Raw genomic sequence first — 25,720 nt, 5'->3', positions numbered from 1 at the left:
CCCTCACCATAGCGGGTCCTCGCCGGCGGGCACACGCATCGCGCCGGGGACGTGCGCGTCCGGATCGAGGCCGCCGACATCCGCCAGCAGGTCGTCGAAGCTGGCGGTGACGGTGCGGATGTCGAAGAAATGCACCGCCCGATCGCGCCCGGCCGCTTGCAGGCGCTGCCGCTCCGCGTCGTCGTCGATCAGCCGGGCGATGGCAGCGGCGAAATCCGCCGGCTCCACCGATCCCGTGACGATGGCGGTATCGCCGACCACCTCCGACAGGCCGCCGCGCCCCGAGGTGATCACGGCGGCTCCGCTCGTCATCGCCTCCAGCGCGGTGCGGCCGAACGGCTCGGCCCAGACGCTCGGCACCGCCGCGATGGCGGCGCGGGCGAACAGGTCCATGACATCGGTATGCGGCAGGTCGGCGAGGATTTCCGCGCGCGCCCCAAGCGGCCCGAGATGGTGCCGCACCCGCGCCACCGTCGCCTCCGCCGCCTTGCCGCCGCCCAGTGCCAGCACCGCGCGCCAGCCGGGCCGGTCCTGCAGCGCCTTCGCCGCGGCTTCCGCGAACTGCTCGACACCCTTCTCCGGCACCGCGCGCCCGGCGAACAGCACGATGGGCTCCTTCTCGTCCGCCGGCACGAAGGTGCGCGTGTCGATGCCGTTATAGACGACGGCCGACGACGCCCGCCCGGTATAGCTCGCCCGCGCGGCCTCGGAGACGAAGATGACGCCGGCGAGGCTGCGGTAGAACCGGTCGCGCCACAGCCGGTGGCCGACCCAGCGTTGCGGCTGCATGTTGTGCCGCTGCAGCACGACGGGAATGCGCGGAATGCCCGCCTGGATGCGGGCCGCGGCCGGCGGATACTGGTGCACCAGGATGACGTCGGGATTGGCCCGCTCGATCGCCGCGCGCACGGGCGAGAACGAGAACGGCCCGAACGCCTTGTCGATGTCCTCGACGCCGATATAGGGCACGTCGGTGAACGGCCATTTCACCTTGCCGCCGATCACGGTGATGCCGTCGCGAAAGCGCGAATGCAGCACGAAGTCGCGCGCGCACAGGTCGATCGACGTCGCCCGGTCCGGCGCGTAGTGCATGTTGCGGGGCAGGACGACGGCCAAGCGCATCGTGTCGGACGGTCCGGTCACGTGTCGGCCAGCGTCGCCCGCCACCAGTCGAGCGCTTCGCCAAGCCCCTGTTCCAGCGGCCGGATCGCCTTGAAGCCGACCTCGCCGGTCAGCCGGTCGACATTGGCGACGATCCGCTCCGGCTCGTCGCGGTCGGGGAACGCGCCGACCTTGACGAGCTCGGGCCGTCCGGCGATCCGGGCGATGGTCTCGGCGACGTCGCGCACCGAGCTGGCGTGGCCCGAGGCGATGTTCACCGGCCCCTCGACCGCCGACAACGCCAGCGCCGCGGTGGCCGCGCCGGCGTCGCGCGAATCCATGAAGTCGCGCGGCCGCTCCAGCGTGCCGATCGGCGCCGGCTCGCCCTTGATGATCCGCTGGGCGACCTGCGGCACAAGCCGCGTCGGCGTCTCGTCGGGCCCGTAGAGCAGGAAGAACCGCCCCCAGGCCCAGGACAGGGAGGTCTGCCGGGCGAACGCTTCCAGCACGCGCCGGGTCGCGTCCTTCGCCGTGCCGTAGACCATGAACGGATCGATCGGGGTCGTCCGCTCGTCGCAGTCCTCGGTCGTCTGCGGCGCGTATTCGAAGCAGGTGCCCAGGCCCACGAAGCGCTTCAGGCCGGTCTCGGCGGCGCGGCGCGCGAGGTCGAGGCTGGCGCCGACCCAGTCGAGGTTCTCCGGCGTGGTCCAGAACTTCCCGTGCTCGACGTTCCAGGCGAAGTGCACGATCGTGTCCGGCTGCACCGTCTCGACGAGACGGGCGCGGGCGGCGTGGTCGAGCAGGTCGAGCCGGTGCCAGGTGACGCCGGGAACCTGGGTCCTCGGCTCGCCGCGCACGGTGGCGTGCACCTCCGCGCCGCTGCCGGCGAGTGAGTCGAGGGCATGGCGGCCGATGAAGCCGTTGCCGCCGGTCAGGAGAATGCGCGAAGCCATGGCGTCCGACTGCGGGTGGATTTCGGCGACTTGTACCCCTCGGGTCGAGACGTGGCAATCGACCGGAAAAATGCTAGCGCTTGGGGCGGCAACAGGACCGGGGGCCGCGACCCGCCCTCCATCTGGACATAAATCGCGGTATGGTGTCCCGTCCCGTCGATGCCGGTCATGGCGGGCTCCTGTCTCAATCCCCGGCGTGATGGGGCCGGGGGCTCGCGGTCTTTCGCCGGGCAAGGAAACGTCGTGAACGAACCAGAGTCCAGCGTCCCGGTATTCGTCGTCAACAATCTGACCAAGGTCTATCACACCGGCGAGGTCGCGGTACACGCCCTGCGCGGCGTCGACCTCGACATCCGCGAGGGCGAATTCCTGGTCCTGCTCGGCCCGTCGGGCAGCGGCAAGTCGACATTGCTCAACATCCTCGGCGGGCTGGACCACGCCACGGCGGGCAGCGTCCTGTTCCGCGGCACCGAGTTGACCGCGTTCAGGGAGCGCGAGCTGACCCTGTACCGGCGCGAGAACGTCGGCTTCGTGTTCCAGTTCTACAATCTGGTGCCGAGCCTGACGGCGCGCGAGAACGTCTCGCTCGTCACCGAGATCGCCGTCGATCCGATGCGGCCGGAGGAGGCGCTCGAGATGGTGGGTCTGGGCGATCGCCTCGATCATTTCCCCGCACAGTTGTCGGGCGGCGAGCAGCAGCGCGTCGCCATCGCCCGGGCGATCGCCAAGCGGCCGGAAGTGCTGTTCTGCGACGAGCCGACCGGCGCGCTCGATTCCAAGACCGGCGTGCGGGTTCTGGAAGCGCTCGTCCACGTGAACACGGAACTGGGCACCACCACCGCCGTCATCACCCACAACGTGGCGATCGGCGATATCGCCGACCGTGTCGTCCATTTCGCCGACGGCCGGGTCGCGCGGATCGACGTCAACGAGACCCGCCGCCCGGCCTCGGAGATAACCTGGTAGCCATGGCGGCGCTTGATCGCAAACTGCTGCGAGACCTCTGGCGCCTGAAGACGCAGGTGATCGCCATCGCGATGGTCATGGCCGCCGGTGTCGCCACGCTGGTGCTCGCCGTCGGCGCCTATCGCTCGCTCAACGAGACGCGGGAGACCTATTACGAGCGCTACCGCTTCGCCGACGTCTTCGCCAACGCCACCCGCGCGCCGGAATGGCTGGCCGACGAGATCGCCCGGATTCCCGGTGTCGCCGCCGTCGAGACGCGCATCGTCAAGACCGCGATCCTCGATATCGAGGGCTTCTCGGTCCCCGCCACCGCGGCGCTGGTCTCCATGCCCGAAATCGGCGAGCAGGTGCTCAACCGGCTCTATATCCGCCAGGGCCGCACGCCCGATCCCGCCCATCCCGACGAGGTCGTCGTCAACGAGGCCTTCGCCAAAGCGCACGGTTTCGTGCCCGGCGACAGCTTCCACGCCATCATGGAGGGCCGCAAGCGCAGGCTGACCATCGTCGGCGTCGCGCTATCGCCGGAATACATCTACGCGCTCGGGCCGTGGGACCTGATGCCCGACGATTCGCGCTTCGCGGTCGGCTGGATGTCGCGCAAGGCGATGGAGGCGGCCTTCGATCTCGACGGCGCGTTCTCGCAGGTCTCCGTCAAGCTGCTGCGCGGCGCCTCGGAAGCCGATGTCATCGAGCGCATCGACACGCTGCTGGAGCGCTACGGCGGGCGCGGCGCCTACGGCCGCAAGGACCAGCAGAGCCATGCCTTCCTCGATGCCGAGCTGCTTCAGCTCCAGGCGATGGCGCGCGTGCTGCCGCCGATCTTCCTGTTCGTCGCCGCCTTCCTGATCAACATGATCCTGAGCCGCCTGGTGGCGCTCGAGCGCGAGCAGATCGGCCTGATGAAGGCGCTCGGCTATCGGGCGATGACCATCGGTGTGCACTACCTGAAGTTCGTCGCCGCCATCGCCGTGATCGGCATCGTCGTCGGCGGCATCGCCGGCACCTGGCTCGGCTTCGGGCTGACCAGGCTCTACGGCGATTTCTACCACTTCCCCTTCCTGGTGTTCCTGTGGGGCCCGGACATCTATGCGGTCGCCGTCTTCGTCACGGTCGGCGCCGCCGTCGCCGGCGGCGCGCGCGCGGTCTGGTCGGTGGTCCGGCTGCCGCCGGCCGTCGCCATGCACGCCCCGGCGCCGCCGCGCTACCGCCGCCTGTTCGCCAATGGCTGGCTGCGCCATTTTTCCCAGGTCACGATCATGATCGGCCGGCACATCCTGCGCTGGCCGGTGCGCGCCGGCCTGACCGTGTTCGGCATCTCGCTGTCCGCCGCCGTCCTGCTGGCCTCGCTGTTCGCGCTGGATTCGGTCGAGTTCATGATCGACTTCACCTATTTCCAGGCCGATCGGCAGGACGCCACGCTAGAATTCACCCAGGAACGGCCGATCAGCGTCATCGCCGACGTGCAACGGCTGCCGGGCGTGCTCACCGCCGAGCCGACCCGCGCCGTCGCCGTCAAGGTGCGGCACGGCCATATCGAGCGGCGCGTGCCGATCATCGGCAAGCCCGCCGGCACCGACCTGAGCCGCGTCATCGATACCGGCTTTCGGCCGGTGACGCTGCCCGAGACCGGCTTCGCCCCTTCGGAGGCACTGGCCGGGATCCTCGGCGTCCGCGTCGGCGACATCGTCGAGATCGAGACGCTGGAAGGCCGCAAGCGCATCGTCGAGATGCCCGTCACCGCGATCATCCAGGGCTATATCGGCCTTCTGTCCTACATGGACATCGAGGCGGTGAACCGGCTCATGCTGGAGGGCCCGATGATCACCGGCGTGCACCTGGCGATCGACGAGGCGCAGTCCGACGCGCTGTTCGCCGCCGTCAAGGACATGCCGATGGTCGGCTCGATCGCGCTGCAGAAGAAATCGCTCGAGAAGTTCCGGCAGACGCTGGCCGAGAACATCGACATCATGATCTCGGTCTATACCGGCCTGGCCATGGTGATCGCCTTCGGGGTCGTCTACAACTCCGCCCGCATCCAGCTGTCGGAGCGCGGCCGGGAGCTGGCGAGCCTGCGGGTTCTGGGCTTCACCCGGGCGGAGGTTTCGTGGATCCTGCTGGGCGAGCTCGCGGTGCTGGTCCTGGCGTCGCTGCCGCTCGGCTGGGCGCTCGGCTATCTGGTGGCGTGGGCGACGGTGCAGGGCTTCCAGAGCGAGCTCTACCGGGTGCCGCTGGTCATCGGTCGCGAGACCTACGCGATGTCGAGCCTGGTGGTGCTCGGCGCCGCCGTCGCCTCGGCGCTGATCGTCAAGCGGCGCATCAACCGGCTGGACCTCGTCGAGGTCCTCAAGACACGGGAATAGGAAGGGCGTCATGGCTTTCAACTGGGTCCGTCCGGCCGTCATGGTCGCCACCGCCGCGGGGGTGGCGGGCGCGATCGCCTGGGCCTTCTGGCCGCAGCCGATTCCCGCCGATCTCGCCGTCATCGGGCCGGGCGTGCTCGAGGTCACCGTCGACGAGGAGGGCATATCCCGCATCCGCGACGTCTACACGGTGTCCGCGCCGATCGCCGGCAAGGTGATGCGTTCGCCGCTCGAGGTCGGCGACAAGGTCGTGGCCAACGATACCGTGGTCGCCGTCATCCAGCCGACGGCGCCGGCGTTCCTCGACGTGCGCTCGCGGCGCGAGGCGGAGGGCGCGATCGCCGCCGCCAAGGCCGCCGTGACGCTGGCCCAGGCGCAGGTCACCGAGGCGCAGTCGCAGCTCGATTTCGCCAAGAGCGAGGCCGGCCGCGCCGACGAGCTGATACGGCGCAACATCATCTCAGAGCGCACCCACCAGCAGGCCCAACTGGAGGTCGATACCGCCGCCGCCCGCCTTGCCAGCGCCAACGCAACGCTGGAGGTGCGCAAGCGCGAGCTCGAACGCGCCCAGGCGGCCCTGATCGGCCCCGAAGCGATGCAGGAAGCCGCCAGCGGGGAGAACTGCTGCGTCGAGGTGGATGCGCCGGTCGATGGCGAGGTGCTCAAGATCGACACGGAGAGCGAGCAGGTCGTCCCCGCCGGCACGGCGCTCGTCCAGATCGGCGATCCGGTCAACCTGGAGATCGCCGTCGACCTGCTGTCGTCCGACGCGGTCCGCGTGCCCCATGATGCCGAGGCGCGGATCGACGGCTGGGGCGGGCCGACGCTGACCGCCAGGGTGCGGCGCATCGAGAGCGCCGGTTTCACCAAGGTCTCCGCCCTCGGCATCGAGGAGCAGCGGGTCAAGGCGGTGCTCGATCTGGTCGATCCGCCGTCGAAATGGAGCAGCCTCGGTCACGACTACCGCGTGGTCGTGCATGTCATCGTCGACCGGCAGGAGGCCCTGCTGGTGCCGCTCGGCGCGCTGTTCCGGCGCGGCGCGAGTTGGGCGGTGTTCGTGGTCGACGCCGAAAGCCGGGCCCGGCTGCGCACGGTGACGCTCGGTGCGCGCAACGCCCGCCACGCCGCGATCGTGGACGGTCTGAATGAGGGCGAACGGGTGGTTCTGCACCCGAGCGACCGGATCGCCGACGGCGTCCGCGTGGCCGCCCGCGACGTCCAGGCGCTCTGAATACAGAAAAAACAGGCCAATAAAGGCGATTATCGCCGAAGTTTGCCACAATGTTGTCCCGAGAAGCCGGAATCAATACGGCATCCGGGGGTCGACCGTGGTTGTGCGGCGCAACATTCGTATGGCCAACCGCCACGCGAATGGCTATAGGTGCGCCACGTGCCGCGCTTCGACGGTGCCTTCCCGACTGGACGGTATGACGAACGCTTCCGGGCGGACCATTTCGAGGGGAAATGGTCCGGCGTCCCGGGGCGGCGGCTGGAGGTGTACCAAATGGCGTTGACCCGCAGGGGTCTTGTGTTTTTGGGCATCGCGGCTGCGGCCGCGCAGCGGACCTGGCCGATGGAGGCCATGGCCGCCGGCGACGGGCCGCTGCTGCGGGTCGGCGATCCCCAACCCTTCGCGCCGGCCGCGGTTCGCGCCCGCGCCAGGGAGCTCGCCGCCGAGCCGTTCGTGCCGCACCTCTCCGAGGTGCCCGGCGCCATCCGCGATCTCACCTACGATCAGTTCCGCGACATCCGCTACCGCACCGACGCGGCGATCTGGCGGGGCGAGCAGCTGCCGGTCGAGATGCAGCTGTTCCATCTCGGCCATGTCTATGACGAGCCGGTGTCGATCAACCTCGTCGCCGACGGGGCGAGCCGGCACGTCGTGTTCTCGCCGGAGCTGTTCGACTACGGCCCGCTGGTGCCACAGCCGGTGCCGGCCGAAGATGTCGGGTTCTCCGGGTTCCGCCTGCACGGCCCCCTCAACCGTCCCGACTATCTCGACGAGTACGCGGTGTTCCAGGGCGCGAGCTACTTCCGCGCCATCGGCAAGGGCCAGGCCTACGGCCTGTCGGCGCGTGGCCTTGCCATCGGCACGGCCGAGCCCGATGGCGAGGAGTTCCCGGCCTTCCGCGAGTTCTGGATCGAGAAGCCGCGGCCGGGCGCGAATTCGGTCGTCGTGCACGCGCTGCTCGACAGCCCCAGCGCGACCGGCGCCTATCGCTTCACCATCCGCCCCGGCGCCGACACGGTCATCGACGTCGAGGCGACGCTGTACCCGCGCACCGATATCGACAAGGTCGGTCTCGCCCCGCTCACCAGCATGTTCTATTTCGGCCCGCAGGACCGCGCCGGCATCGACGATTTCCGTCCCGCCGTCCACGATTCCGACGGCCTGCTCGTCTGGAACGGCCGCGGCGAGTGGATCTGGCGGCCGCTGGTCAACCCCGCGCGGCTGCAGATCAGCGCCTTTCTCGACGAGCACCCGCAGGGCTTCGGCCTGCTGCAGCGCTCGCGCAAGTTCGACGCCTATCAGGATCTCGAGGCGCGCTACGAGCGCCGCCCCAGCGTCTGGGTCGAGCCGATCGGCGACTGGGGCACGGGCTCGGTGATCCTGATCGAGATCCCGACCAATTCCGAGGTCCACGACAATATCGTCGCCTTCTGGCGGCCCGCCGAGCCGATCAGGGCCGGCGAGGACCAGCAGGTCACCTATCGGCTCTACTGGTGCAACGAGATTCCGACCGACCAGGGCGTGGCCCGCGTCGTCGGCACGATGAACGGGCAGGTTCCCGCCGACGGCTCGAGCACGCCGCCGGACGACCGGCTGATCGTCATCGATTTCGCCGGCGGCCCGCTCGCCGGCCTGTCGCCCGAGGAGGCCGTGGTGCCGGACATTTCCGCGTCCGCCGGCACGGTGTCGCCCGGCACGATCCAGTTCAATCCGGAGACCGGCGGCCGCCGGGTCGCTTTCGGCTTCGACCCGGCCGGCACCGACGGCGTCGATCTGCGCTGCGCCCTGCTCAAGGACGGCGAGCGCATATCCGAAGTGTGGGTCTGCCGATGGGCGGAGTGACCAGGGTACCCGCCAACGAACCGATCGTCCTGCCGGATTCGCCGCTGCCGGCCGAAGCCCCGCTGGGCATGCCGATCCAGGATCTGCGGCGGATCCCGCAACCGATGCGCCACGCCGCGCCCGACCGTTGGGCCTGGATACCGCGGCTCGTCGTCTTCGGCGGCGCGGTGGTTCTGTCGGCGATCCTGGTCAACGAGATGTACGGCGTTCTCGCCGTCGCCGGGCTGACGCCGATCGAGGCGGCGATGCTGGCGCTGTTCGTCGTCAACATCGTCTGGATCGCGTACGCCTTCACGTCGGCGACGTTGGGCGCGCTGGCGCTGCTCACCGGGTGGGGCATATTCACGGTGCCGGCCCGTGACAACCGCGTGCCCTCGGGCCGCACCGCCGTCCTGCTCCCCGCCTATAACGAGGACGCCGTCCGGGTTTTCGCCGCCGCCGCCGCGACCGCCGAAGGCCTTGCCGAGGCCGGGGCGAGCGATGCCTTCGACGTCTACGTCCTCAGCGATTCGACCGACCCCGACGTCTGGATCGCCGAGGAGGCGGCGTTCCGCGCCCTGATCCGCCGCCGCGCCCGCCGCGCCCGCGTGTTCTATCGCCGTCGCCGCCACAACACCGAGAAGAAGGCCGGCAACATCGCCGAATGGTGCAAGTGCTTCGGCGCGGCCTATCCCTTCTTCGTCATTCTCGACGCCGACAGCCTGATGGAACCGGAGACGCTGATCCGTCTGGCGCTTGCCATGGAAGAAAGTCCCCAGGCCGGACTGATCCAGACCGTGCCGGCGATCGTCAACCGCAACACGCTGTTCGCCCGGTTGCAGCAGTTCGCCGGACGCGTCTACGGACCGGTGATGGCGGCGGGGCTCGGCGCCTGGGCCCGCGGCGTCGGCAACTACTGGGGCCACAACGCCATCATCCGCACCGAGGCCTTCGTCGGCGCGGCGGGACTGCCCACCCTGCGCGGCAGGCCGCCCTTCGGCGGCCACATCATGAGCCATGATTTCGTCGAGGCCGCGCTGCTGCGCCGGGCCGGCTGGTCGGTGCTGCTCGCCCCCACCCTCGCCGGCTCCTACGAGGAGAGCCCGCCGAGCCTGATCGATCTCGCCACCCGCGACCGGCGCTGGTGCCAGGGCAATCTCCAGCATGCCAAGATCGTCGTGGCGCGCGGGCTGAAATGGCCGAGCCGTGTCCACATGGTGACCGGCATCATGTCCTACGTCGCCTCGCCGGTCTGGCTGATGTTCCTGATCGCGGGCCTGCTGCTCGCCCTGCAGGCGCGGTTCATCCGGCCGGAATACTTCACCGAGCAGTTCCAGCTGTTCCCGAGCTGGCCGGTGATCGATTCCGAACGGGCCATCGGCCTGTTCGTGGTCACCATGGCGATCCTGTTCCTGCCCAAGCTGTTCGGGCTGGTCGTTGCGCTGACCGACCGCAAGGTGCGCGCCGGCATCGGCGGCATCGTCCGCGGCACGGCCAGCGTTCTGGTGGAATCGCTGCTGGCCGCGCTGCTCGCCCCGGTGATGATGGCGATCCAGTCAGCCGCCGTCGCCGACATCGTGCTCGGCCGCGATGCCGGCTGGAATCCGCAGCGCCGCGACGACGGCACCGTTCCCTTCGCCGAGGTGTTCCGGCGCCATCGCCCCCACACCGTGCTCGGCGTCCTGCTCGGAGCCAGCGCCTGGGCCGTGTCGCCGCAGGTTCTCGCCTGGATGAGCCCCGCCGTGCTCGGCCTGCTGCTGGCCGCCCCGGTCTCGGCGCTGACCGCGCGCCTCGGCGCCGGCCTCGCCCTGCGCCGGGCGCGCCTCCTGTCGATCCCGGAGGAGAGCGCCCCGCCGCCGATCCTGACCCGGGCCGAGGCGACCGCGGCGGAACTCGCCGAGCGGATCGGCGCGCCGCGCGAGGCCTGCGATCGCCTCCTGTCCGATCCGGCGCTGCTCGCCTTCCACCGCGCCTGCCTGACGCCGGCCCGCCCGCACGGGCGCGGCGGCATCGACGAGACCCTGGTGCTGGCGCTGGCGCGTCTCGACGCGGCGGGCAGCATAGAGGAGGCCGTGCGCTACCTGTCGCCGCGCGAAAAGCTCGCCGTGCTCGCCGACTGCCAGGGCCTCGATCGTCTCGCCCTGCTGCCGCACGCCAAGGCGGCCGAATAGGCCCGAACCTGCCGGGATGGCATAAGCCTTCGGCGTCTATGCCCCTCACCCGCCGCTTCGCGTCGACCTCTCCCCCTGGGAGAGGTGTAGCTGCCGCGATGCCGCCACCTCTCCCCGCCGGGGAGCGGTCGGGGCCGGCGCCGCCGGTCCCGGGTGAGGGGCCTCGACGCCTTCAGCGCTGTCGGTGTCCGCTGGACATGGCTGGCGTTCAGGGTGGCGGACCAGATCGGCTACCCCTTTCCCGCTCATCCCCGCGAAAGCGGGGATCGTCCGGCTTGAGGCACGGCCCTGCAACGCCGCAACCCGACTCCCGCCTTCGCGGGCGTGAGCGGCAAGAGGCAAGTTCCACCTACGGCTTGTCGCCGCCCTCGCGCAGTTTCGAGACTGCGTTGGCGTGGGCCTCGAAGCCTTCGTAGCGGGCAAGGACGCGCGCCTGCGGCGCCAGGCCGGGATAGCCGTCCTCGGTGATGTAGGCGATGGTCTGCCGCTTCAGGTAGTCGAACACCGACAGCGGCGAGCGGGTATGCGCCCAGCCGCCGGTCGGCAGCACGTGGTTCGGGCCGAGCACGTAGTTGGCGACCGCGATCGCGGTATGGCCGCCGAGCAGGATCTCGCCGGCATGCTTCAGCTTCGGCACGTAGGCCCACGGGTTGGCGCTTTCGACCATCAGGTGCTCGGGCGCGTAGTCGTTGACGAAGGCGCAGGCCGCGTCCATGTCGGCGGCGATCACCACGCCGCCGTTGGTCCCACCCAGGACGGTGCGGCAATAGGAGATCCGCGTCTCGCCCATATGCGCGAACAGCGTCTCGATCTCGGCGATCACCCTGTCGGCGAGCACGCGGTCGTCGGTGACCAGGAAGGCGGAGGAATCCGGTCCGTGCTCGGCCTCGTTGAGAAGGTCGAGGGCGGTGACGCGGGGATCGGCGGTGGAGTCGGCGATGACGATGGATTCGCTCGGACCGGCCGGCGGGCCGACGTCGATGACGTCGGCGAGCGCCTGCATCGCGGCGACCAGCCACGGCGAGCCCGGCCCGACGATCTTGGCCACCTTCGGCACCGTTTCCGTGCCGTAGGCGCAGGCGGCCACGGCCTGCGCGCCGCCGCACTTGTAGACCTCCGTGACGCCGGCGAGCCGGCAGGCATAGAGCGTGGCGTCGTCGATGCCGCCGTCCGGCGTCGGCGGTGTCACCACGATCACCCGTTCGACGCCGGCGACGACGGCGGGGATCGTCGTCATCAGTGCGACCGAGGGAAACGCGCCCTTGCCGCGCGGCACGTAGCAGGCGACCGAGGGGATCGGCAGCGAGCGCTCGCCGGCCATGACGCCGTCGCCCATGTCCTCGAGCCACATGTCCTCGGGCATCTGGCGGGCGTGGAAGCGGCGGATGCGTTCGGCGGCGAAGGCCATCGCCTCCTTGATCTCGTCGTCGAGCGCGGCCTCGGCGGCGTCGAAATCGGCCGGGGTCGCCGCCAGCGCGTCGGCGGTGACGTCGGCATGGTCGAACTCGCGGCCGAATTCGGCCAGCGCCGCGTCGCCGCGCGTCCGTACCGCCTCGATGATCGGGGCGACCTTGTCGCGATACGCGGACAGGTCCGCCTCGCTGCGCCGAAGCAGCTCGGCGCGCGCGGCCGCGTCGAGGCGGGTGAGGTCGTGTACGGCGATGGAGGACATCGGGGCGCCTTTCCGGATCGGTCTTCCGGTCAGGCTCTAAGCCATCCGCGCGAACGGCTCAAGCCGGCCAGGACGGACGGCCGGACCGGTGAAACGGATCGCGATGACGGGAAGACGGGGCTGGCGCTGCTCGGGCGGCGCCCGACGGACTCGGGCGCGCGGAATTCAATTGCGCCAGATTAGATGGCCCGGATCAGATGCGGGCCAGGAGGAACGGCGAGGCGAGGAGAGCGAACAGGCCGAAGGCGATGAGCCGGTCGCCGAATCGCCGGATGCCGAGAACAGTCTTGTTGCGCATGGGATGCCCCTCGTTTCGCAGCAGGTCGCAGCGGTTGATGCTGCGGCGCATATATTGTTGCGCATGAAACGAGGCGAGTGCGCAAACTGTCGCATCCGGGGAATCCCGTAGGTTTCTCCCGGCGCGATCAGGCGGCTATCAATCGTCGAGCGACGGGAGAGTCAGGCGTTTTTCGCGGGCGCAGCGAATGGCGATGTCGTATCCCGCGTCAGCATGTCGCATCACGCCGGAGGCCGGGTCGTTCCACAGCACGCGGGCGAGCCGGCGCGCCGCCGCCTCGGTGCCGTCGGCGACGATCACCATGCCCGAATGCTGCGAGAAGCCGATGCCGACGCCGCCGCCGTGGTGGATCGACACCCAGGTCGCCCCCGACGCGCAGTTGAGCAGCGCGTTGAGCAGCGGCCAGTCGGCCACCGCGTCGGAGCCGTCCATCATCGCCTCGGTCTCGCGGTTGGGGCTCGCCACCGATCCGGAATCGAGATGGTCGCGGCCGATGACGACCGGCGCCTTCAACTCGCCCTTCGCCACCATCTCGTTGAACGCCAGGCCCAGCCGGTCGCGGTCGCCGAGGCCGACCCAGCAGATGCGGGCGGGCAGGCCCTGGAACTGGATGCGCTCGCGCGCCATGTCGAGCCAGGTGTGCAGGTGGGGATCGTCGGGGATCAGCTCCTTCACCTTCTGATCGGTGCGGTAGATGTCCTCCGGGTCGCCCGACAGCGCCGCCCAGCGGAACGGCCCGACGCCCCGGCAGAACAGCGGCCGGATATAGGCCGGCACGAAGCCGGGGAACGCGAAGGCGTCGGTACATCCCGCTTCCAGCGCCATCTGGCGGATGTTGTTGCCGTAGTCGAAGGTCGGCACGCCCTCGCGGTGGAACCACAGCATCGCCTCGACCTGATCCTTCATCGACAGCTTGGCCTCGCGGATCGTCGCGGCGGGATCGCTGACGCGCCGCTCGTCCCATTGCTCCAGCGTCCAGCCGGCGGGCAGGTAGCCGTTCAGGGGATCGTGCGCCGAGGTCTGGTCGGTGACGGCATCGGGCACGACGCCGCGCCGCACCAGCTCCGGGAACATCAGCGCGGCGTTGCCGAGCACGCCGACCGAGACCGGCTTCTTCTCGGCGCAGGACCGCCGGATGATCTCGAGTGCCTCGTCGAGGTCCCTGGCCTGGATGTCGAGATAGCCGGTGCGCAGCCGCATCTCGATGCGCGAGGGCCGGCATTCGACGGCGAGCATCGAGGCGCCGGCCATGGTGGCCGCCAGCGGCTGCGCCCCGCCCATGCCGCCGAGGCCGCCGGTCAGGATCCATTTGCCCGCCAGGTCGCCGCCATAGTGCTGGCGGCCCATCTCGGCGAAGGTCTCGTAGGTGCCCTGAACGATGCCCTGGCTACCGATATAGATCCACGAGCCCGCGGTCATCTGGCCGTACATCATCAGGCCCTGGGCATCGAGCGCGTTGAAATGCTCCCAGTCGGCCCAGTGCGCCACCAGGTTGGAGTTGGCGATCAGCACGCGCGGGGCGTCCGGATGGGTCTTGAACACGCCGACCGGCTTGCCCGACTGGATCAGCAGGCTTTCGTCGTCCCCCAGCGTCCGCAATGCCGCGACGATCCGGTCGTAGGATGCCCAGTCGCGCGCCGCCCGGCCGATGCCGCCATAGACGACGAGCTCGTGCGGGTTCTCGGCGACGTCGGGATCGAGATTGTTCATCAGCATCCGCAGCGGCGCTTCGGTGAGCCAGCTCCTGGCGGACAGCTCGGTCCCGCGCGGCGAGCGGATCTCACGGGCGTTGTCGATGCGGCCGTGTACGGTCATCGGTTTTCTCCTTCGATGCGGGCGCCGGCAATGCGGGCGCCGGCCTCGATCAGGGCGTCGAGAACCCGGCGCAGGACCGGCCGCATGCGCGCGGCTCCGTCCTCGTTGAAGGTCCAGGGCGCCGCTTCCAGCATGTAGGCCGTTTGCGCGAGCTCCATCTGGACGGCGTGGACGCGCGAATCCGGCTCGCCGAAATGGCGGGTGATCCAGCCGCCCTTGAAGCGGCCGTTGACGATATAGGTGAGGTCGCTTTCCGATCCCTCGTCCCGAGGAGGTTGGTGCGCTGGGCCGTCCGATGCGGCGGCACAGGCCTCGGCGCAGGCCTCGGCGACGGCGTCGGAGATGGCGGCCTCGATCTCGGGCGCGCACGACTGTCCGTCATTGGTGCCGATGTTGAACACCGGCAGCGTTCCCGCGAACAGGCGCGGCACCACCGAGCGGATCGAATGGCAGTCGTAGAGCAGCGCGTAGCCGTGCGCCTCGTGCACGCGGTCGATCTCGCTGCGCAGGGCGATGTGGTAGGGCCAGAAATAGCGGTCGCGGCGGATGCCGGTCTCGAGCACGCCCGGCGCCATGGCGTCCTGGTAGATCGGCTCGCCGTCGAAGGTGGTGGTCGGGCACAGCTCGGTCGTCGCCCGGCCGGGATAGAGCGAGGCGCCGGACGGGTCGCGGTTCACGTCGATCACGTAGCGCGACAGCCTCGCCTCGACGACGGTGGCGTCGAGGCCGTCGGCGAAATCGTAGAGGCGCGGTATCCACCAGTCGGTATCGGGAACCGAAAGCCCGGTCTCGTTCAGCCGCTTGGCGACCTCCGGCGGGATCTCGGTGCCGGAATGGGGCATGGACAGGATCAGCGGGCTGCCGCCCCGGCGAACGCGGACGATGTCGTCCATCATGTCCGGTCCTCCAGCCGCGGCAGGGCGACGTCGGAGACCGCGGCCAGCGCGGCGCCTTCGCCAACGAGGCGCGAGGCGGCTTCGAGGTCGGGGGCGAGATAGCGGTCGTCCGCCAGCGCCGCGACCTCGGTGCGCAGCGTGGCGACGGCCTTCTGCAGCGTGGCGCTGGTCCTGAGCGGCGCCCGCAGGTCGACGCCCTGCGCCGCGACCAGCCATTCGATCCCGAGGATGCGGGTCAGGTTGGCGTTCATGTCGGTAAGCCGGCGCGCGGCGTGGCAGGCCATCGACACGTGGTCTTCCTGATCGGCGCTGGTGGGCGTCGAATCGACCGAGCAGGGATTGGCGCGCTGCTTGTTCTCCGCCATCAGCGCCGCCGACGTCACCTCGGCGATCATGAAGCCCGAGTTAAGCCCGGGTTGCGGGGCGAGAAACGCCGGCAGGCCGTAGGACAGCGCCGGATTGACCAGCATGGCGATCCGCCGCTGCGCGATCGAGCCGAGCTCGGCGATGGCCAGGGCGATCTGGTCGGCGGCGAAGGCCACCGGCTCGGCGTGGAAGTTGCCGCCGGAGATGATCGATCCGTCCTCGATGACGACGAGCGGATTGTCGGTCGCCGCGTTGGCCTCGATGCGCAGCGTCTCGCCGGCCTGCCGCATCACGCCGAGGCAGGCCCCGGCGACCTGCGGCTGGCAGCGGATGCAATAGGGGTCCTGCACCCGCTCGTCGCCGTCGCGGTGGGATTCGCGGATTTCCGAACCGCCGATCAGGGCATGCAGCGCGGCGGCGGCGTCGCTCTGTCCCGCATGGCCCCGCAGCGCCTGCACCTCCGGGCGGAACGGCGCCGCCGAGCCCATGCAGGCGTCCGTCGACAGCGCCCCGGTGACCAGCGAGGACAGCGCCAGCCGCCAGGCGCCGAACAGGCCCGCCAGCGCCAGCGCCGTCGAGCACTGGGTGCCGTTGATCATGGCGAGCCCTTCCTTGGGCCCGAGCGCGATCGGTTTCAGCCCGGCGAGCATCAGCGCGTCGGCGCCGGGCATGCGCCGGCCCTCGAGGACCGCCTCGCCCTCGCCGATCATCACCGCCGTCACATGCGCCAGCGGCGCCAGATCGCCGGACGCGCCGACCGAGCCCTGCGACGGCACGACCGGCGTGACCGCCTTGTCCAGCATGCCTTCCAGGAGATCGATGATCTGCCAGCGCACGCCCGAGGCGCCGCGCCCCAGCGACAGCAGCTTCAGCGCCATCATCAGCCGCACCACCGGCGCGCTCAGCGCCTCGCCGACGCCGGAGGCGTGCGACAGGATCAGGTTGCGCTGCAGGCGGGCCGTGTCCTCCGGCGCGATGCGCCTGGAGGCGAGCTTGCCGAAGCCGGTGTTGACGCCGTAGACCGCCGCGGCGCCGGCGGCGGCGTCCGCGATGATGCGTGCCGAGTGCTCGACCGCGGCCCGGCAGGACGGATCGAGCCGCACGGGGGCATTGGACCGATAGATATGCTCGAGCGTCGCCAGGTCGACCGCGCCGGGGCTCAGGACGATCGTGTCGGTCATTTTCCTCTCCACACGCGCGCCTGCAGCGGGTTGAAGCCGATGCGGTAGACCAGTTCGGCCGGCGTCTCGATGTTCCAGATGGCGAGGTCGCAGGCCTTGCCGGGTTCCAGGGTGCCGATGTCGCCGAGCCGGCCGAGCGCGCGCGCGGCGTTGCGGGTGACGCCCAGCAGGCATTCCTCGACGGTCAGGCGAAACAGTGTCGCCGCCATGTTCAGGGCGACGAGCGGCGAGGTCAGCGGCGAGGAGCCGGGATTGCAGTCGGTGGCCACCGCGATCGGCACGCCGGCGAGCCGCAGCGCGTCGACCGGCGGGACCTGCGTCTCGCGCAGGAAGTAGAACGCGCCGGGCAGCAGCACCGCCGTCAGGCCGGCATGGGCCATCGCCGCGACGCCGTCCTCGTCGAGATATTCGAGATGGTCGGCCGACAGTGCGCCGTAGCGCGCGGCGAGCCTGGCGCCGCCGAGATTGGAAAGCTGCTCGGCGTGCAGCTTCACCGGCAGGCCCAGCGCCTGCGCCGCGTCGAAGACCAGCGCCATCTGGTCCGGCGAGAAGGCGATGGTCTCGCAGAACCCGTCGACGGCATCGGCCAGGTTGTCGGCGGCGATCGAGGCAAGCTGCTCGCGGCAGACCGTGTGGATATAGCCATCGGCGTCGCCCTCGAACTCCGGCGGCACGGCATGGGCGCCGAGGAAGGTCGTCGTGACCGTCACCGGCCGTTCGTCGGCGAGCCGTCGCGCCGCGAACAGCATCCGGGTCTCCGCCTCGGTCTCCAGGCCGTAGCCCGACTTGATCTCGACGGTGGTGACACCCTCGGCCAGGAGCGCATCGAGACGGGGCAGCGCCGAGGCGACGAGCTCGTCCTCGCTCGCCGCCCGCGTCGCGGCGACCGTCGAGCGGATGCCGCCGCCGGCGCGCGCGATCTCCTCGTAGCTGGCGCCGGCCAGGCGCAGCTCGAATTCCCGGGCGCGGTCACCGCCGTGAACCAGATGGGTATGGCAATCGATCAGGCCGGGGCTCACCCAGCGGCCCTCGAGGTCGGTGCGGTCCCTGGCGTCGAGATCGCCGGGCAGGTCGGCCATCGGCCCGGCGAAGACGATCCGCCCGGCCTCCTCGGCCACGGCGCCGGCCTCGACCACGCCGAGACCCGGCGTGCCCGGGGCCCCCGGAACCCCCGGGACCATCGTCATCAGCCGGCCATTCGTCCAAAGACGGTCGACCTGCATCGCGCTTCGCCTCCCTCTTGGCGATTTTGTATATACATATCTACGACGCAGGGGTATGTCTACAGGGAACAGCGAGCGACAGCACACGGCCGCGTACAGATGGACACGACCCGATTGTGGTTCGAGCAGGCGTTGTTGCCCGCCGGTTGGGCCGATGCCGTGGCGATCGAGATATCCGGCGGCCGTATCGTCGCGGCGACGGCGGGTGCCGCGCGCGGCGACGCGGTTGGGTTTTCCGGCGCCGCGGTGCCGGGCCTGAGCAACCTGCACAGTCACGCCTTCCAGCGCGGCATGGCCGGCCTCACCGAGCGGCGCGGCCCCGGCGACGACAGCTTCTGGACCTGGCGCGAGACCATGTACGGCTTCCTCGCCCGGCTGACGCCGGACGATGTCGAGGCGATCGCCGCCGAGCTCTATGCCGAGATGCTGGAGGCCGGCTTCACCGCCGTCGGCGAGTTCCATTACCTGCACCACGCCCCGGACGGGCGTCCCTATGACGACATCGCCGAGATGGCCGCGCGTATCGCTGCGGCGGCCTCGGCGACCGGCATCGGCCTGACCCTGCTTCCGGTGCTCTACGAGGCCGGTGGTTTCGGCGGCGTGCCCGCCGGCGAGGGCCAGCGCCGGTTCGCCAACGCTGTCGACCGTTTCGAGAGCCTCGTTGCCCGCAGCCGCGAGATCGTCCGTGATCTGCCCGGCGCGGTGGTCGGCGTCGCGCCGCATTCGCTGCGCGCGGTGACGCCGGACGCGCTGGACCGCGTCGTCGCGGGCGCGGGCGGGCCAATCCACATCCATGTCGCCGAGCAGCGCAAGGAGGTGCAGGACTGCCTCGCCTGGTCCGGCCGGCGCCCGGTCGAATGGCTGTTCGATCATCACCGCGTCGACGAGCGCTGGTGCCTGATCCACGCGACGCACATGAGCGATGCGGAAACAGCGGCGCTCGCCGCCAGCGGCGCGGTCGCCGGCTTGTGCCCGGTCACCGAGGCCAATCTCGGCGACGGCATCTTTCCCGGCGTCGCCTACCTGCGGGCCGGCGGTCGCTTCGGCGTCGGCTCGGATTCGAATGTCCGCGTCTCGGCGGCCGAGGAGCTCAGCACGCTCGAATACGGCCAGCGCCTGCGCGACGAGGGCCGCAACCGGCTGGCGACGGACACCGGCTCGACCGGCCGGCAGGTCTTCGCGCGCGCGGTCGCCGGCGGCGCCCAGGCCCTTGGGCGGAACCCGCTCGGGCAAAATTCGGGCGCGCTGGCCGTGGGCGACGTCGCCGACATCGTCCGCCTGACGCCGGACCATCCCGCCCTCGTCGCGGCGCGCGGCGACACCTGGCTCGACGGCTGGATCTTCGCCGGCGGCAACGCCTGCGTCGCCGATGTCTGGGCCGCCGGCCGCCACGTCGTGCGCGATGGCGCCCATGTCGGGCGCGATGCGATCGCCGCGCGCTTCGCCCGGACCATGCGCGCGCTCGCGGCATGACCGCGCGCCTCACCCCGCCGGTGCTCGACGGCTCCGGCGCCGTCTACCAGCAGATCCGCCGCGCGGTCGCCCGGCCGATCCTGCGCGGCGAGTGGGCGCCGGGCGCGCGCATCCCCTCCGAGCACGAGCTGATGGACCTGTTCGGCGCCTCGCGCATGACCGTCAACAAGGCGCTCAGCGCGCTCGTCGACGACGGCCTGATCGTCCGCCGCCGCCGCGTCGGCTCCTTCGTCGCCGAGCGGCCGCCGGAGCGCGCGGCGATGGAGATCTGGGACATCGGCGCGGAAGTCGCCCGTAGCGGCCGGGCCTACCGTTTCGAGCTTCTCGAATGCCATCGCCGCCCCGCCGACGAGGCCATCGCCGAACTCTTCGACGTCGCGCCTGGGACGCCGGTGATCGAGATCGTCGGGCGCCACTATGCCGACGGCGTTCCGGTCCAGATCGAGCGTCGCTACATCAATACCGAGGCCGCCCCCGGGGTCGCCGGCGCCGACTTCGCGACGACGCCGCCGGGCCGCTGGCTGCTCGACAATGTTCCGTGGACGGACGCGGAACATCTGATCCGCGCGGTCAACGCGGACGAAGCGACCGCCGGGCTTCTGGACATCGGCGACCGCGATGCCTGTCTGCTCGTCGAGCGGCGGACCTGGGCCGACCGCACGCCGATCACCTGGGTCGAGCTGCTCAGCCCCGGTGCCGCGCGCCAACTCGTCAGCCGGTTCTCGCCGCAGGGCTGACCGGCGCCGGACGCGCCCGTTCCGTCTTGGTCGCGCCGTTTCCGGCATGCCGGCCTTGCCGGAAATCCCCGGAGGCTGCAATCTTCGGCCCGAAGGCGGGACGCGAGGGGACGATTGAACCGAAAGCGTCGTCGCGCTCCCGGGTATTTTGCCGCGCGATGCGACCCGTATTCATCTGTGAACTGTAACAAAAAGCAGCCATGGACAATACTCTGACGAAGACCACATTGATCAATGTGGCAACGGCGCTGAACAACAACGAGAAGATCGACGCCGGCCTGGTCGACCCCTTTCTCGATCATAAATTCGAGGAACTGTCCTCGCTCAGCAGGTTCATGCTGAAGGTGTCCGCGGTAATTTCCCTGTTCTTCGCGTCGGTCCTGGTGATCTTCCCGGAAGTTGGCGAGACGCTGATCGAATGGCTGCCGGGCTTCTTCCTGTTGCCGGAGCGCCTGTCGAAGGCGCTCGACTACGTCTGGGGACTCGTCGGGGAACCCGTCGGCCAGCAGCACCTGATGTATCACGTGCCGAACATCATCGTTTATGCGTTCGGCGTTGCCGGCGTCCGGCAGGTGTGGAAGCGCGTCCACAAGAACAACTGGAAGGACCTCGTCGCAGGCGCGCAGGAGAAACTGGGCACGGCGATCGAGGACGGCACCGGCCTGTTCCGTTTTACCCCCGGCTTCTCGCTGCTGTTCGTCGGCGAAGGCGACCACATCGCCCGCAGCCTCGTCGCGGACGATCCGGCCGTCGGGCTGACGATTTCGTCCAGGCGGCAGCCCTACACGAACCTCTGGGCGCGGTTCGCCGCGGGCGAGGGCGACGAGGGCTTCGTCCGGGCGCTGGGACAGATCAACGCCGAGGACGCCGGCGAATACGTGCTGTTTCCCGTCCGCGACGAGCACCTGTTCCTGCCCGGGCCGCTCGATTTCGATATCGCCCCGCATCGTGTCGACGTCGCCGTGCGCAGGATCCGCGAGTTCGAGAAGGAGAGGGCCTGGAAGGCGAAACGGATCATCATCGTCGGCGACAAGGAACAGAGGAGCAACTTCGTCACCGAGGGCGAAAGCGGCAGGATCGCGACCGATATCGACGAAGTGAGCCTGCGGACGATCGCCGACAAGTACGAGAACATGACCATCCTGGACCCGACGGAAACGACGATACGGAGCATCGTCGAATTTGCAGGCGGGCGGCGCATTCTGTTCAGGTCGTCCGACAGGGGCGTCGAGAAATACGGTCGCGAATTCTATCGCCGGCTGTCGCTGCTAGGCTACAGCCCCACCAGCGAGGAGGCCCTGACCATCGGCTACGACATCTCCGACCTGGAGACGGAGCACCAGCTCCTGTCCCAGGCCTACCCGGCCTACCTGCCGGTCATCCTGTCCCGGGACATCTTCGACGGGCTCGTCAAGAGCGGCCTGTGGGACGACAGCTACATATTCATTCCGCGCCTGGTGAAGCAGGAACTGCAAAGGCTCGTCGGCCAGCAGTGACGGTCGTCGCCGGGTCGAGATCCGCGGCCGGCGGTCAGGTTCCCGGCCTGAGCTTCTCGATCTCGCCGATGCGCGTCTTGGCGCTCGACCAAAGCCGCTCGGTGACGGCGGCCAGCAGCGCCTCGACGAGTGCCAGCGGCGCGACGTTGGAATCCCAGTTCGACGGCACCGAGATGTGCGCCGACAGCATGTGCGTCGCCACGCGGGAAATCGGCGACAGCCACGGGTCGGTGATCAGCACCACCTTGACGCCGCGCCCGGCGGCGAGCTGCGCCAGCGCCACGATGTCGTTCTGGTAGCGGCGCATGTCGAAGACGACCAGTACGTCGTTCTTGCGCATGTCGAGCACCTGGTCGCGCAGGTTCTCGATCTGGCCGGCGAGATGGATGACGCGGGTGCGCACGATCCTGAGATGCGAGGCGAGATAGCGGGCCAGGGGATCGGTGAAGCGGCCGCCGATCATGTAGATGCGCCGCTTCGGATCCGACATCAGCGCGACGACGGCATCGAACTCGCCCGGCGGCACATGCGAGAAGGTCTCGGCCAGGTTGTTCTCCACCGCCGCGCGGAACCGGTCGAACAGCCGGCTTTCGCCCGACCGCGCGTCCGGCTCGAAGCTCGCCTTCATCAGCGGCGATTTCAGCTGCGCCTCCAGCTCCTCGCGCAGGCGCTTCTGGAAATCGGGATAGCTCTGGAATCCCAGCCGGGCGACGAATCGCAGGATGCTCGGCGCGCTGACGCCGGCGCGCGCGGCGAAATCGGCGACCGGCTCGAGGCCGGCGAGCGGGTAGGTGGCCAGCAGCACATGGGCCGCCTTGCGCTCGGTCGCGGTGAACTCGTGCAGATGCTCGCGGACCTGCTCCGCGATGGTCAATGCGCCGTTTGCCATGGCTTTTTTCTCGTGCCCCCGCCCCGTCCCGCGCCCTTTCCCCACCACTACTCCGGCGCGGCGACGGCGTCCAGCGTGGTGGAATATGCGTTCCAGATTTGACATTCTTCGGTGAATTGTATCTAGAATTATATCGGTTGAAGGGGCGTCCAGGAAGGGTCGCGTGAGCGGGGCGGGGGCTATGAACGGCGTGGTCGAGCCGGTTTCGGTTGAGCGGAGTACCGATCTGATACGGCGCGAAGGCGCGCCGACCGGCGGCGACTTCGTCATCGTCTGCGACCACGCCTCCAACCGGATTCCGCCGGGGTTCGGCGAACTCGGCCTGAACGACACCGACATGCGGCGCCATATCGCCTGGGATCCCGGCGCGCTTCCCGTGGCGCGCGGCCTTGCCGGTCGGTTCGGCGGCCCGCTGCTCTATCCCGACGCGTCGCGGCTGCTGATCGACTGCAACCGTCCGCCCACGGCCGCCGATTCCACACTGACGGTCAGCGAGGACACCGAGATCCCCGGAAATCGCGGTCTCGCCGCCGAGCTGCGCGCGCGCCGGATCGCCGAGATCTACGACGCCTATCACGCTGCCATCGACGCGGTGCTGGAGGCCCGTGCCGCGGAAGGCGCGACGACGGCGGTGGTCGCCGTGCACAGCTTCACCCCCGTCTATCGTGGCAAGACCCGGCCCTGGCATATCGGCGTGCTCTACGATGCCGACCGCCGGCTGGCCGAGCCGCTGCTCGCCGCGTTGCGGGCGGACGCGGATCTGGTGGTCGGCGACAACGAGCCCTACGGTCCCTGGGACGGCGTGTACCATACGCTGAGCCGCCACGCCGAGGCGCGCGGCCTGCCCTGCGTGATGATCGAGATCGCCAACGACCGTATCGCGGACCCGGATGCCCAGCGCGCCTGGGTGGACAGGCTGGAGGCGGCACTGAAGGCGTCCCTGGGGGCGATCGCATGAGCCAAAGGGCAGGACGACCTCAGGCAGGACGACCTCGGCAGGACGGCCCTGGGCCGAACCGTTTCGGGGCGCTGGCGCAAAGCCGGTTGACCGGTGCGCCCGCGTCGCGGGACAAATAGGGGTGCCGTCTCGATGAGAAGGATCCATGCCTGAGACCGTGAAGCGATACGTCAGGTACGTGGACGCGTTGAACAGGAAGGTCGGCCTGTTCGCGATGTATCTGATCTTCGGGATGCTCGGCATCCTGTTCTATTCCGCGATCTCCAAGGCGTTCTTCCTCCCCTCCCTGTGGACGCTGGAGATGGCCCAGTTCGTCATGGTCGCCTACTACATGCTCGGCGGCGGCTACACGCTCCAGACCGGCACGCATGTCCGCATGGACCTGCTCTACAGCCGCTGGCGGCCGCGCACCAAGGCCGCCGTCGATTCCGTCACGATCCTGTTCCTGATCTTCTTCCTGGTGCTGCTGCTCGCCGGCGGATACTCCAGCACCGAATACGCGTTCCGCTACGGCGAGGAGAGCTATTCGGCCTGGGCGCCGAAGATGTGGCCGATCAAGGTCATCATGTGCATCGCGATCCTGCTCACCCTGCTTCAGGCGGTCGCGACCTTCTTCAGGAACCTCGCCGAGGCGCTCGGCGATCCGATTGACGGGCCCGGCGACGGAATCGGCGGGGAGGCCGCGTCATGAGCTACGAGTTGATCGCGCTCATGATGTTCTCGACGATGATGCTGCTGCTCCTGACCGGGCAGCGCATCTATGGCGCGATCGGCTTCGTGGCGGTTGCCTCGGCCCTGCTCCTGTGGGGCGACGGCGGCTCCGAGCTCGGCTTCTCGGCGGCCATGAAGCTGATGAAATGGTACCCGCTGCTGACGCTGCCGATGTTCATCTTCATGGGCTACATGCTGTCGGAATCGGGCATCGCCGACGACCTCTACCGCATGTTCCATGTCTGGTTTGGGCCGGTGCGGGGCGGGCTCGCCGTCGGCACCATCGGCCTGATGGTGGTGGTCTCCGCCATGAACGGCCTGTCGGTCGCCGGCATGGCCATCGGCGCGTCGATCGCCCTGCCCGAGCTGCTCAGGCGCGGCTACGACAAGATCATGGTGACCGGCGTGATCCAGGCCGGGTCGTCGCTGGGCATCCTGGTGCCGCCGAGCGTCGTGCTCGTGCTCTACGGCATGATCGCCCGCCAGCCGATCGGCCAGCTCTGGCTCGCCGGTGCCGTCCCCGGCCTGGTGATGGCCGGCCTGTTCATCATCTACATCCTGATCCGCTGCGCGCTGCAGCCCAACCTCGGTCCCGTGCTGCCGAAGGCGGAGCGCCAGGTCAGCTGGGGTGAGAAGCTGCGGCTGCTGCAGGCCGGCATCCTGCCGTTCCTGATCTTCCTCTCGATGACCGGCCTGTTCGTCATGGGCTACACCAGCCTCGTGGAAAGCTCGGCGGTCGGCGCCGTTGCCGCCACGTTCGCCGCCCTGGTCAAGGGCAGGCTGACCACCAAGGTGCTGCACGCCACCGTCGAGAAGACGCTCGGCATCAGCGCCATGTTCATGTGGATCATCCTCGCGGCGCTGTGCTTCGGCGCGGTGTTCGACGGCCTCGGCGCGGTAAAGGCGATCGAGCACCTGTTCATCGACAAGCTCGGTCTGGGGCCCTGGGAGATCATCATCATGATGCAGATCTCCTTCATTCTGATGGGCATGTTCCTCGACGACACCGCCATGCTGGTGATCGTCGCGCCGCTCTACGTGCCGCTGGTGGGCGCGCTCGGCTTCGACCTGATCTGGTACGGCGTCCTCTACACGATCACCTGCCAGATCGCCTACATGACGCCGCCCTTCGGCTACAACCTGTTCCTGATGCGCGCGATGGCGCCGCCCGAGGTCACGCTTGGCGACATCTACCGCTCCATCGTTCCGTTCGTGATCGTGATGGTGCTGGCGATGGTGCTGCTGATGGTTTTCCCGGAAATGGCCCTGTGGCTCCCCAACAAGGTCTACGGACTCTGAGGGGAGGACATGCGGGGGGCTTTGACGACCGGAAGAAAAGGCGTCCGCAGGGAGGCGGAGGAAACGAGGAGGAGTTGGGTCGTTCGAAACGCTCGCGGTGGTC

The 25,720-nt window shown here is 69.4% G+C and carries 19 protein-coding genes; 11 read left to right on the top strand and 8 right to left on the bottom strand.

Annotated features, from left to right (window positions below; translation table 11 throughout):
* Positions 1 to 3 precede the first annotated feature (3 nt).
* Together ACSF9G_RS18380 and ACSF9G_RS18375 are read right to left on the bottom strand one after the other, a co-directional pair.
* Positions 4 to 1,122, bottom strand: coding sequence for a glycosyltransferase family 4 protein (locus ACSF9G_RS18380; protein ID WP_436643572.1), 1,119 nt, complete (start codon positions 1,120 to 1,122; stop codon positions 4 to 6).
* A 17-nt stretch (positions 1,123 to 1,139) separates the two neighbouring features.
* A complete protein-coding gene (locus ACSF9G_RS18375) occupies positions 1,140 to 2,054 on the bottom strand; it encodes an NAD-dependent epimerase/dehydratase family protein (protein ID WP_436643571.1) in 915 nt (304 codons plus the stop codon).
* Between the two features lie 243 nt (positions 2,055 to 2,297).
* Between ACSF9G_RS18375 and ACSF9G_RS18370 the strand changes: the two genes are divergently transcribed.
* The 5 genes from ACSF9G_RS18370 (at position 2,298) to mdoH (ending at position 10,603) form a co-directional block, all read left to right on the top strand.
* A complete protein-coding gene (locus ACSF9G_RS18370; RefSeq protein ID WP_436643570.1) occupies positions 2,298 to 3,020 on the top strand; it encodes an ABC transporter ATP-binding protein in 723 nt (240 codons plus the stop codon).
* A 2-nt stretch (positions 3,021 to 3,022) separates the two neighbouring features.
* Positions 3,023 to 5,380: an ABC transporter permease gene (locus ACSF9G_RS18365; RefSeq protein WP_436643569.1), complete on the top strand. Its 2,358-nt coding sequence runs from the start codon at positions 3,023 to 3,025 to the stop codon at positions 5,378 to 5,380.
* A gap of 10 nt (positions 5,381 to 5,390) precedes the next feature.
* Positions 5,391 to 6,611 (top strand): efflux RND transporter periplasmic adaptor subunit, encoded by a 1,221-nt coding sequence (locus tag ACSF9G_RS18360; RefSeq protein WP_436643568.1) that lies wholly within the window; start codon positions 5,391 to 5,393, stop codon positions 6,609 to 6,611.
* A 273-nt stretch (positions 6,612 to 6,884) separates the two neighbouring features.
* Positions 6,885 to 8,453: an OpgD/OpgG family glucan biosynthesis protein gene (locus ACSF9G_RS18355; RefSeq protein WP_436643567.1), complete on the top strand. Its 1,569-nt coding sequence runs from the start codon at positions 6,885 to 6,887 to the stop codon at positions 8,451 to 8,453.
* Entirely contained in the window at positions 8,441 to 10,603 is a 2,163-nt protein-coding gene (gene mdoH, locus ACSF9G_RS18350; protein WP_436643566.1) for a glucans biosynthesis glucosyltransferase MdoH, read from the top strand. The genes ACSF9G_RS18355 and mdoH overlap by 13 nt, the downstream gene beginning before the upstream one ends.
* 349 nt (positions 10,604 to 10,952) lie before the next feature.
* Here the strand turns inward: mdoH and hisD are convergent, their stop codons facing one another.
* The 5 genes from hisD to hutI form a co-directional block, all read right to left on the bottom strand.
* Positions 10,953 to 12,275, bottom strand: coding sequence for a histidinol dehydrogenase (gene hisD / locus ACSF9G_RS18345; protein WP_436643565.1), 1,323 nt, complete (start codon positions 12,273 to 12,275; stop codon positions 10,953 to 10,955).
* Positions 12,276 to 12,711: 436 nt separating this feature from the next.
* Positions 12,712 to 14,388, bottom strand: a complete 1,677-nt coding sequence (gene hutU, locus ACSF9G_RS18340) for a urocanate hydratase (RefSeq protein WP_436643564.1) — start codon at positions 14,386 to 14,388, stop codon at positions 12,712 to 12,714.
* Positions 14,385 to 15,284 carry an N-formylglutamate amidohydrolase gene (locus tag ACSF9G_RS18335; protein WP_436643563.1) on the bottom strand — a complete coding sequence of 300 codons (900 nt, stop codon included), beginning with the start codon at positions 15,282 to 15,284 and terminating at the stop codon, positions 14,385 to 14,387. Before ACSF9G_RS18335 ends, hutU begins: the two co-directional genes overlap by 4 nt.
* Entirely contained in the window at positions 15,281 to 16,831 is a 1,551-nt protein-coding gene (gene hutH / locus ACSF9G_RS18330; protein WP_436643562.1) for a histidine ammonia-lyase, read from the bottom strand. Before hutH ends, ACSF9G_RS18335 begins: the two co-directional genes overlap by 4 nt.
* Positions 16,828 to 18,054 carry an imidazolonepropionase gene (gene hutI / locus ACSF9G_RS18325; RefSeq protein ID WP_436643561.1) on the bottom strand — a complete coding sequence of 409 codons (1,227 nt, stop codon included), beginning with the start codon at positions 18,052 to 18,054 and terminating at the stop codon, positions 16,828 to 16,830. Before hutI ends, hutH begins: the two co-directional genes overlap by 4 nt.
* A 99-nt stretch (positions 18,055 to 18,153) precedes the next feature.
* Here hutI and ACSF9G_RS18320 point away from each other — a divergent pair, with 99 nt between their 5' ends.
* From ACSF9G_RS18320 to ACSF9G_RS18310, 3 genes are all read left to right on the top strand, one after another.
* A complete protein-coding gene (locus tag ACSF9G_RS18320; RefSeq protein ID WP_436643560.1) occupies positions 18,154 to 19,527 on the top strand; it encodes a formimidoylglutamate deiminase in 1,374 nt (457 codons plus the stop codon).
* Positions 19,524 to 20,264, top strand: a complete 741-nt coding sequence (gene hutC, locus ACSF9G_RS18315; protein WP_436643559.1) for a histidine utilization transcriptional repressor HutC — start codon at positions 19,524 to 19,526, stop codon at positions 20,262 to 20,264. The genes ACSF9G_RS18320 and hutC overlap by 4 nt, the downstream gene beginning before the upstream one ends.
* A 200-nt stretch (positions 20,265 to 20,464) precedes the next feature.
* On the top strand, positions 20,465 to 21,760 hold the full coding sequence (locus tag ACSF9G_RS18310; RefSeq protein WP_436643558.1) for a hypothetical protein: 1,296 nt from the start codon (positions 20,465 to 20,467) through the stop codon (positions 21,758 to 21,760).
* A gap of 34 nt (positions 21,761 to 21,794) precedes the next feature.
* Here ACSF9G_RS18310 and ACSF9G_RS18305 read toward each other — a convergent pair whose 3' ends face one another.
* The gene (locus tag ACSF9G_RS18305; RefSeq protein WP_436643557.1) at positions 21,795 to 22,649 is read right to left on the bottom strand and encodes a MurR/RpiR family transcriptional regulator; all 855 of its coding nucleotides are present in this window, start codon (positions 22,647 to 22,649) and stop codon (positions 21,795 to 21,797) included.
* Between the two features lie 163 nt (positions 22,650 to 22,812).
* Between ACSF9G_RS18305 and ACSF9G_RS18300 the strand changes: the two genes are divergently transcribed.
* The 3 genes from ACSF9G_RS18300 to ACSF9G_RS18290 all read left to right on the top strand — a co-directional run bounded on the left by ACSF9G_RS18300 (position 22,813) and on the right by ACSF9G_RS18290 (position 25,617).
* Positions 22,813 to 23,607, top strand: coding sequence for an N-formylglutamate amidohydrolase (locus ACSF9G_RS18300; RefSeq protein WP_436643556.1), 795 nt, complete (start codon positions 22,813 to 22,815; stop codon positions 23,605 to 23,607).
* Positions 23,608 to 23,752: 145 nt separating this feature from the next.
* Entirely contained in the window at positions 23,753 to 24,298 is a 546-nt protein-coding gene (locus ACSF9G_RS18295; protein WP_436643555.1) for a TRAP transporter small permease subunit, read from the top strand.
* Positions 24,295 to 25,617, top strand: coding sequence for a TRAP transporter large permease (locus tag ACSF9G_RS18290; RefSeq protein WP_436643554.1), 1,323 nt, complete (start codon positions 24,295 to 24,297; stop codon positions 25,615 to 25,617). The genes ACSF9G_RS18295 and ACSF9G_RS18290 overlap by 4 nt, the downstream gene beginning before the upstream one ends.
* The last annotated feature ends 103 nt before the right edge of the window (positions 25,618 to 25,720 follow it).

The sequence above is a fragment of the Microbaculum mangrovi genome (assembly GCF_051390635.1).
Lineage (GTDB): Bacteria > Pseudomonadota > Alphaproteobacteria > Rhizobiales > Tepidamorphaceae > Microbaculum.
Note: the sequence above shows the minus strand (reverse complement) of the source record. Positions and strands in the feature narration are given on the sequence as shown.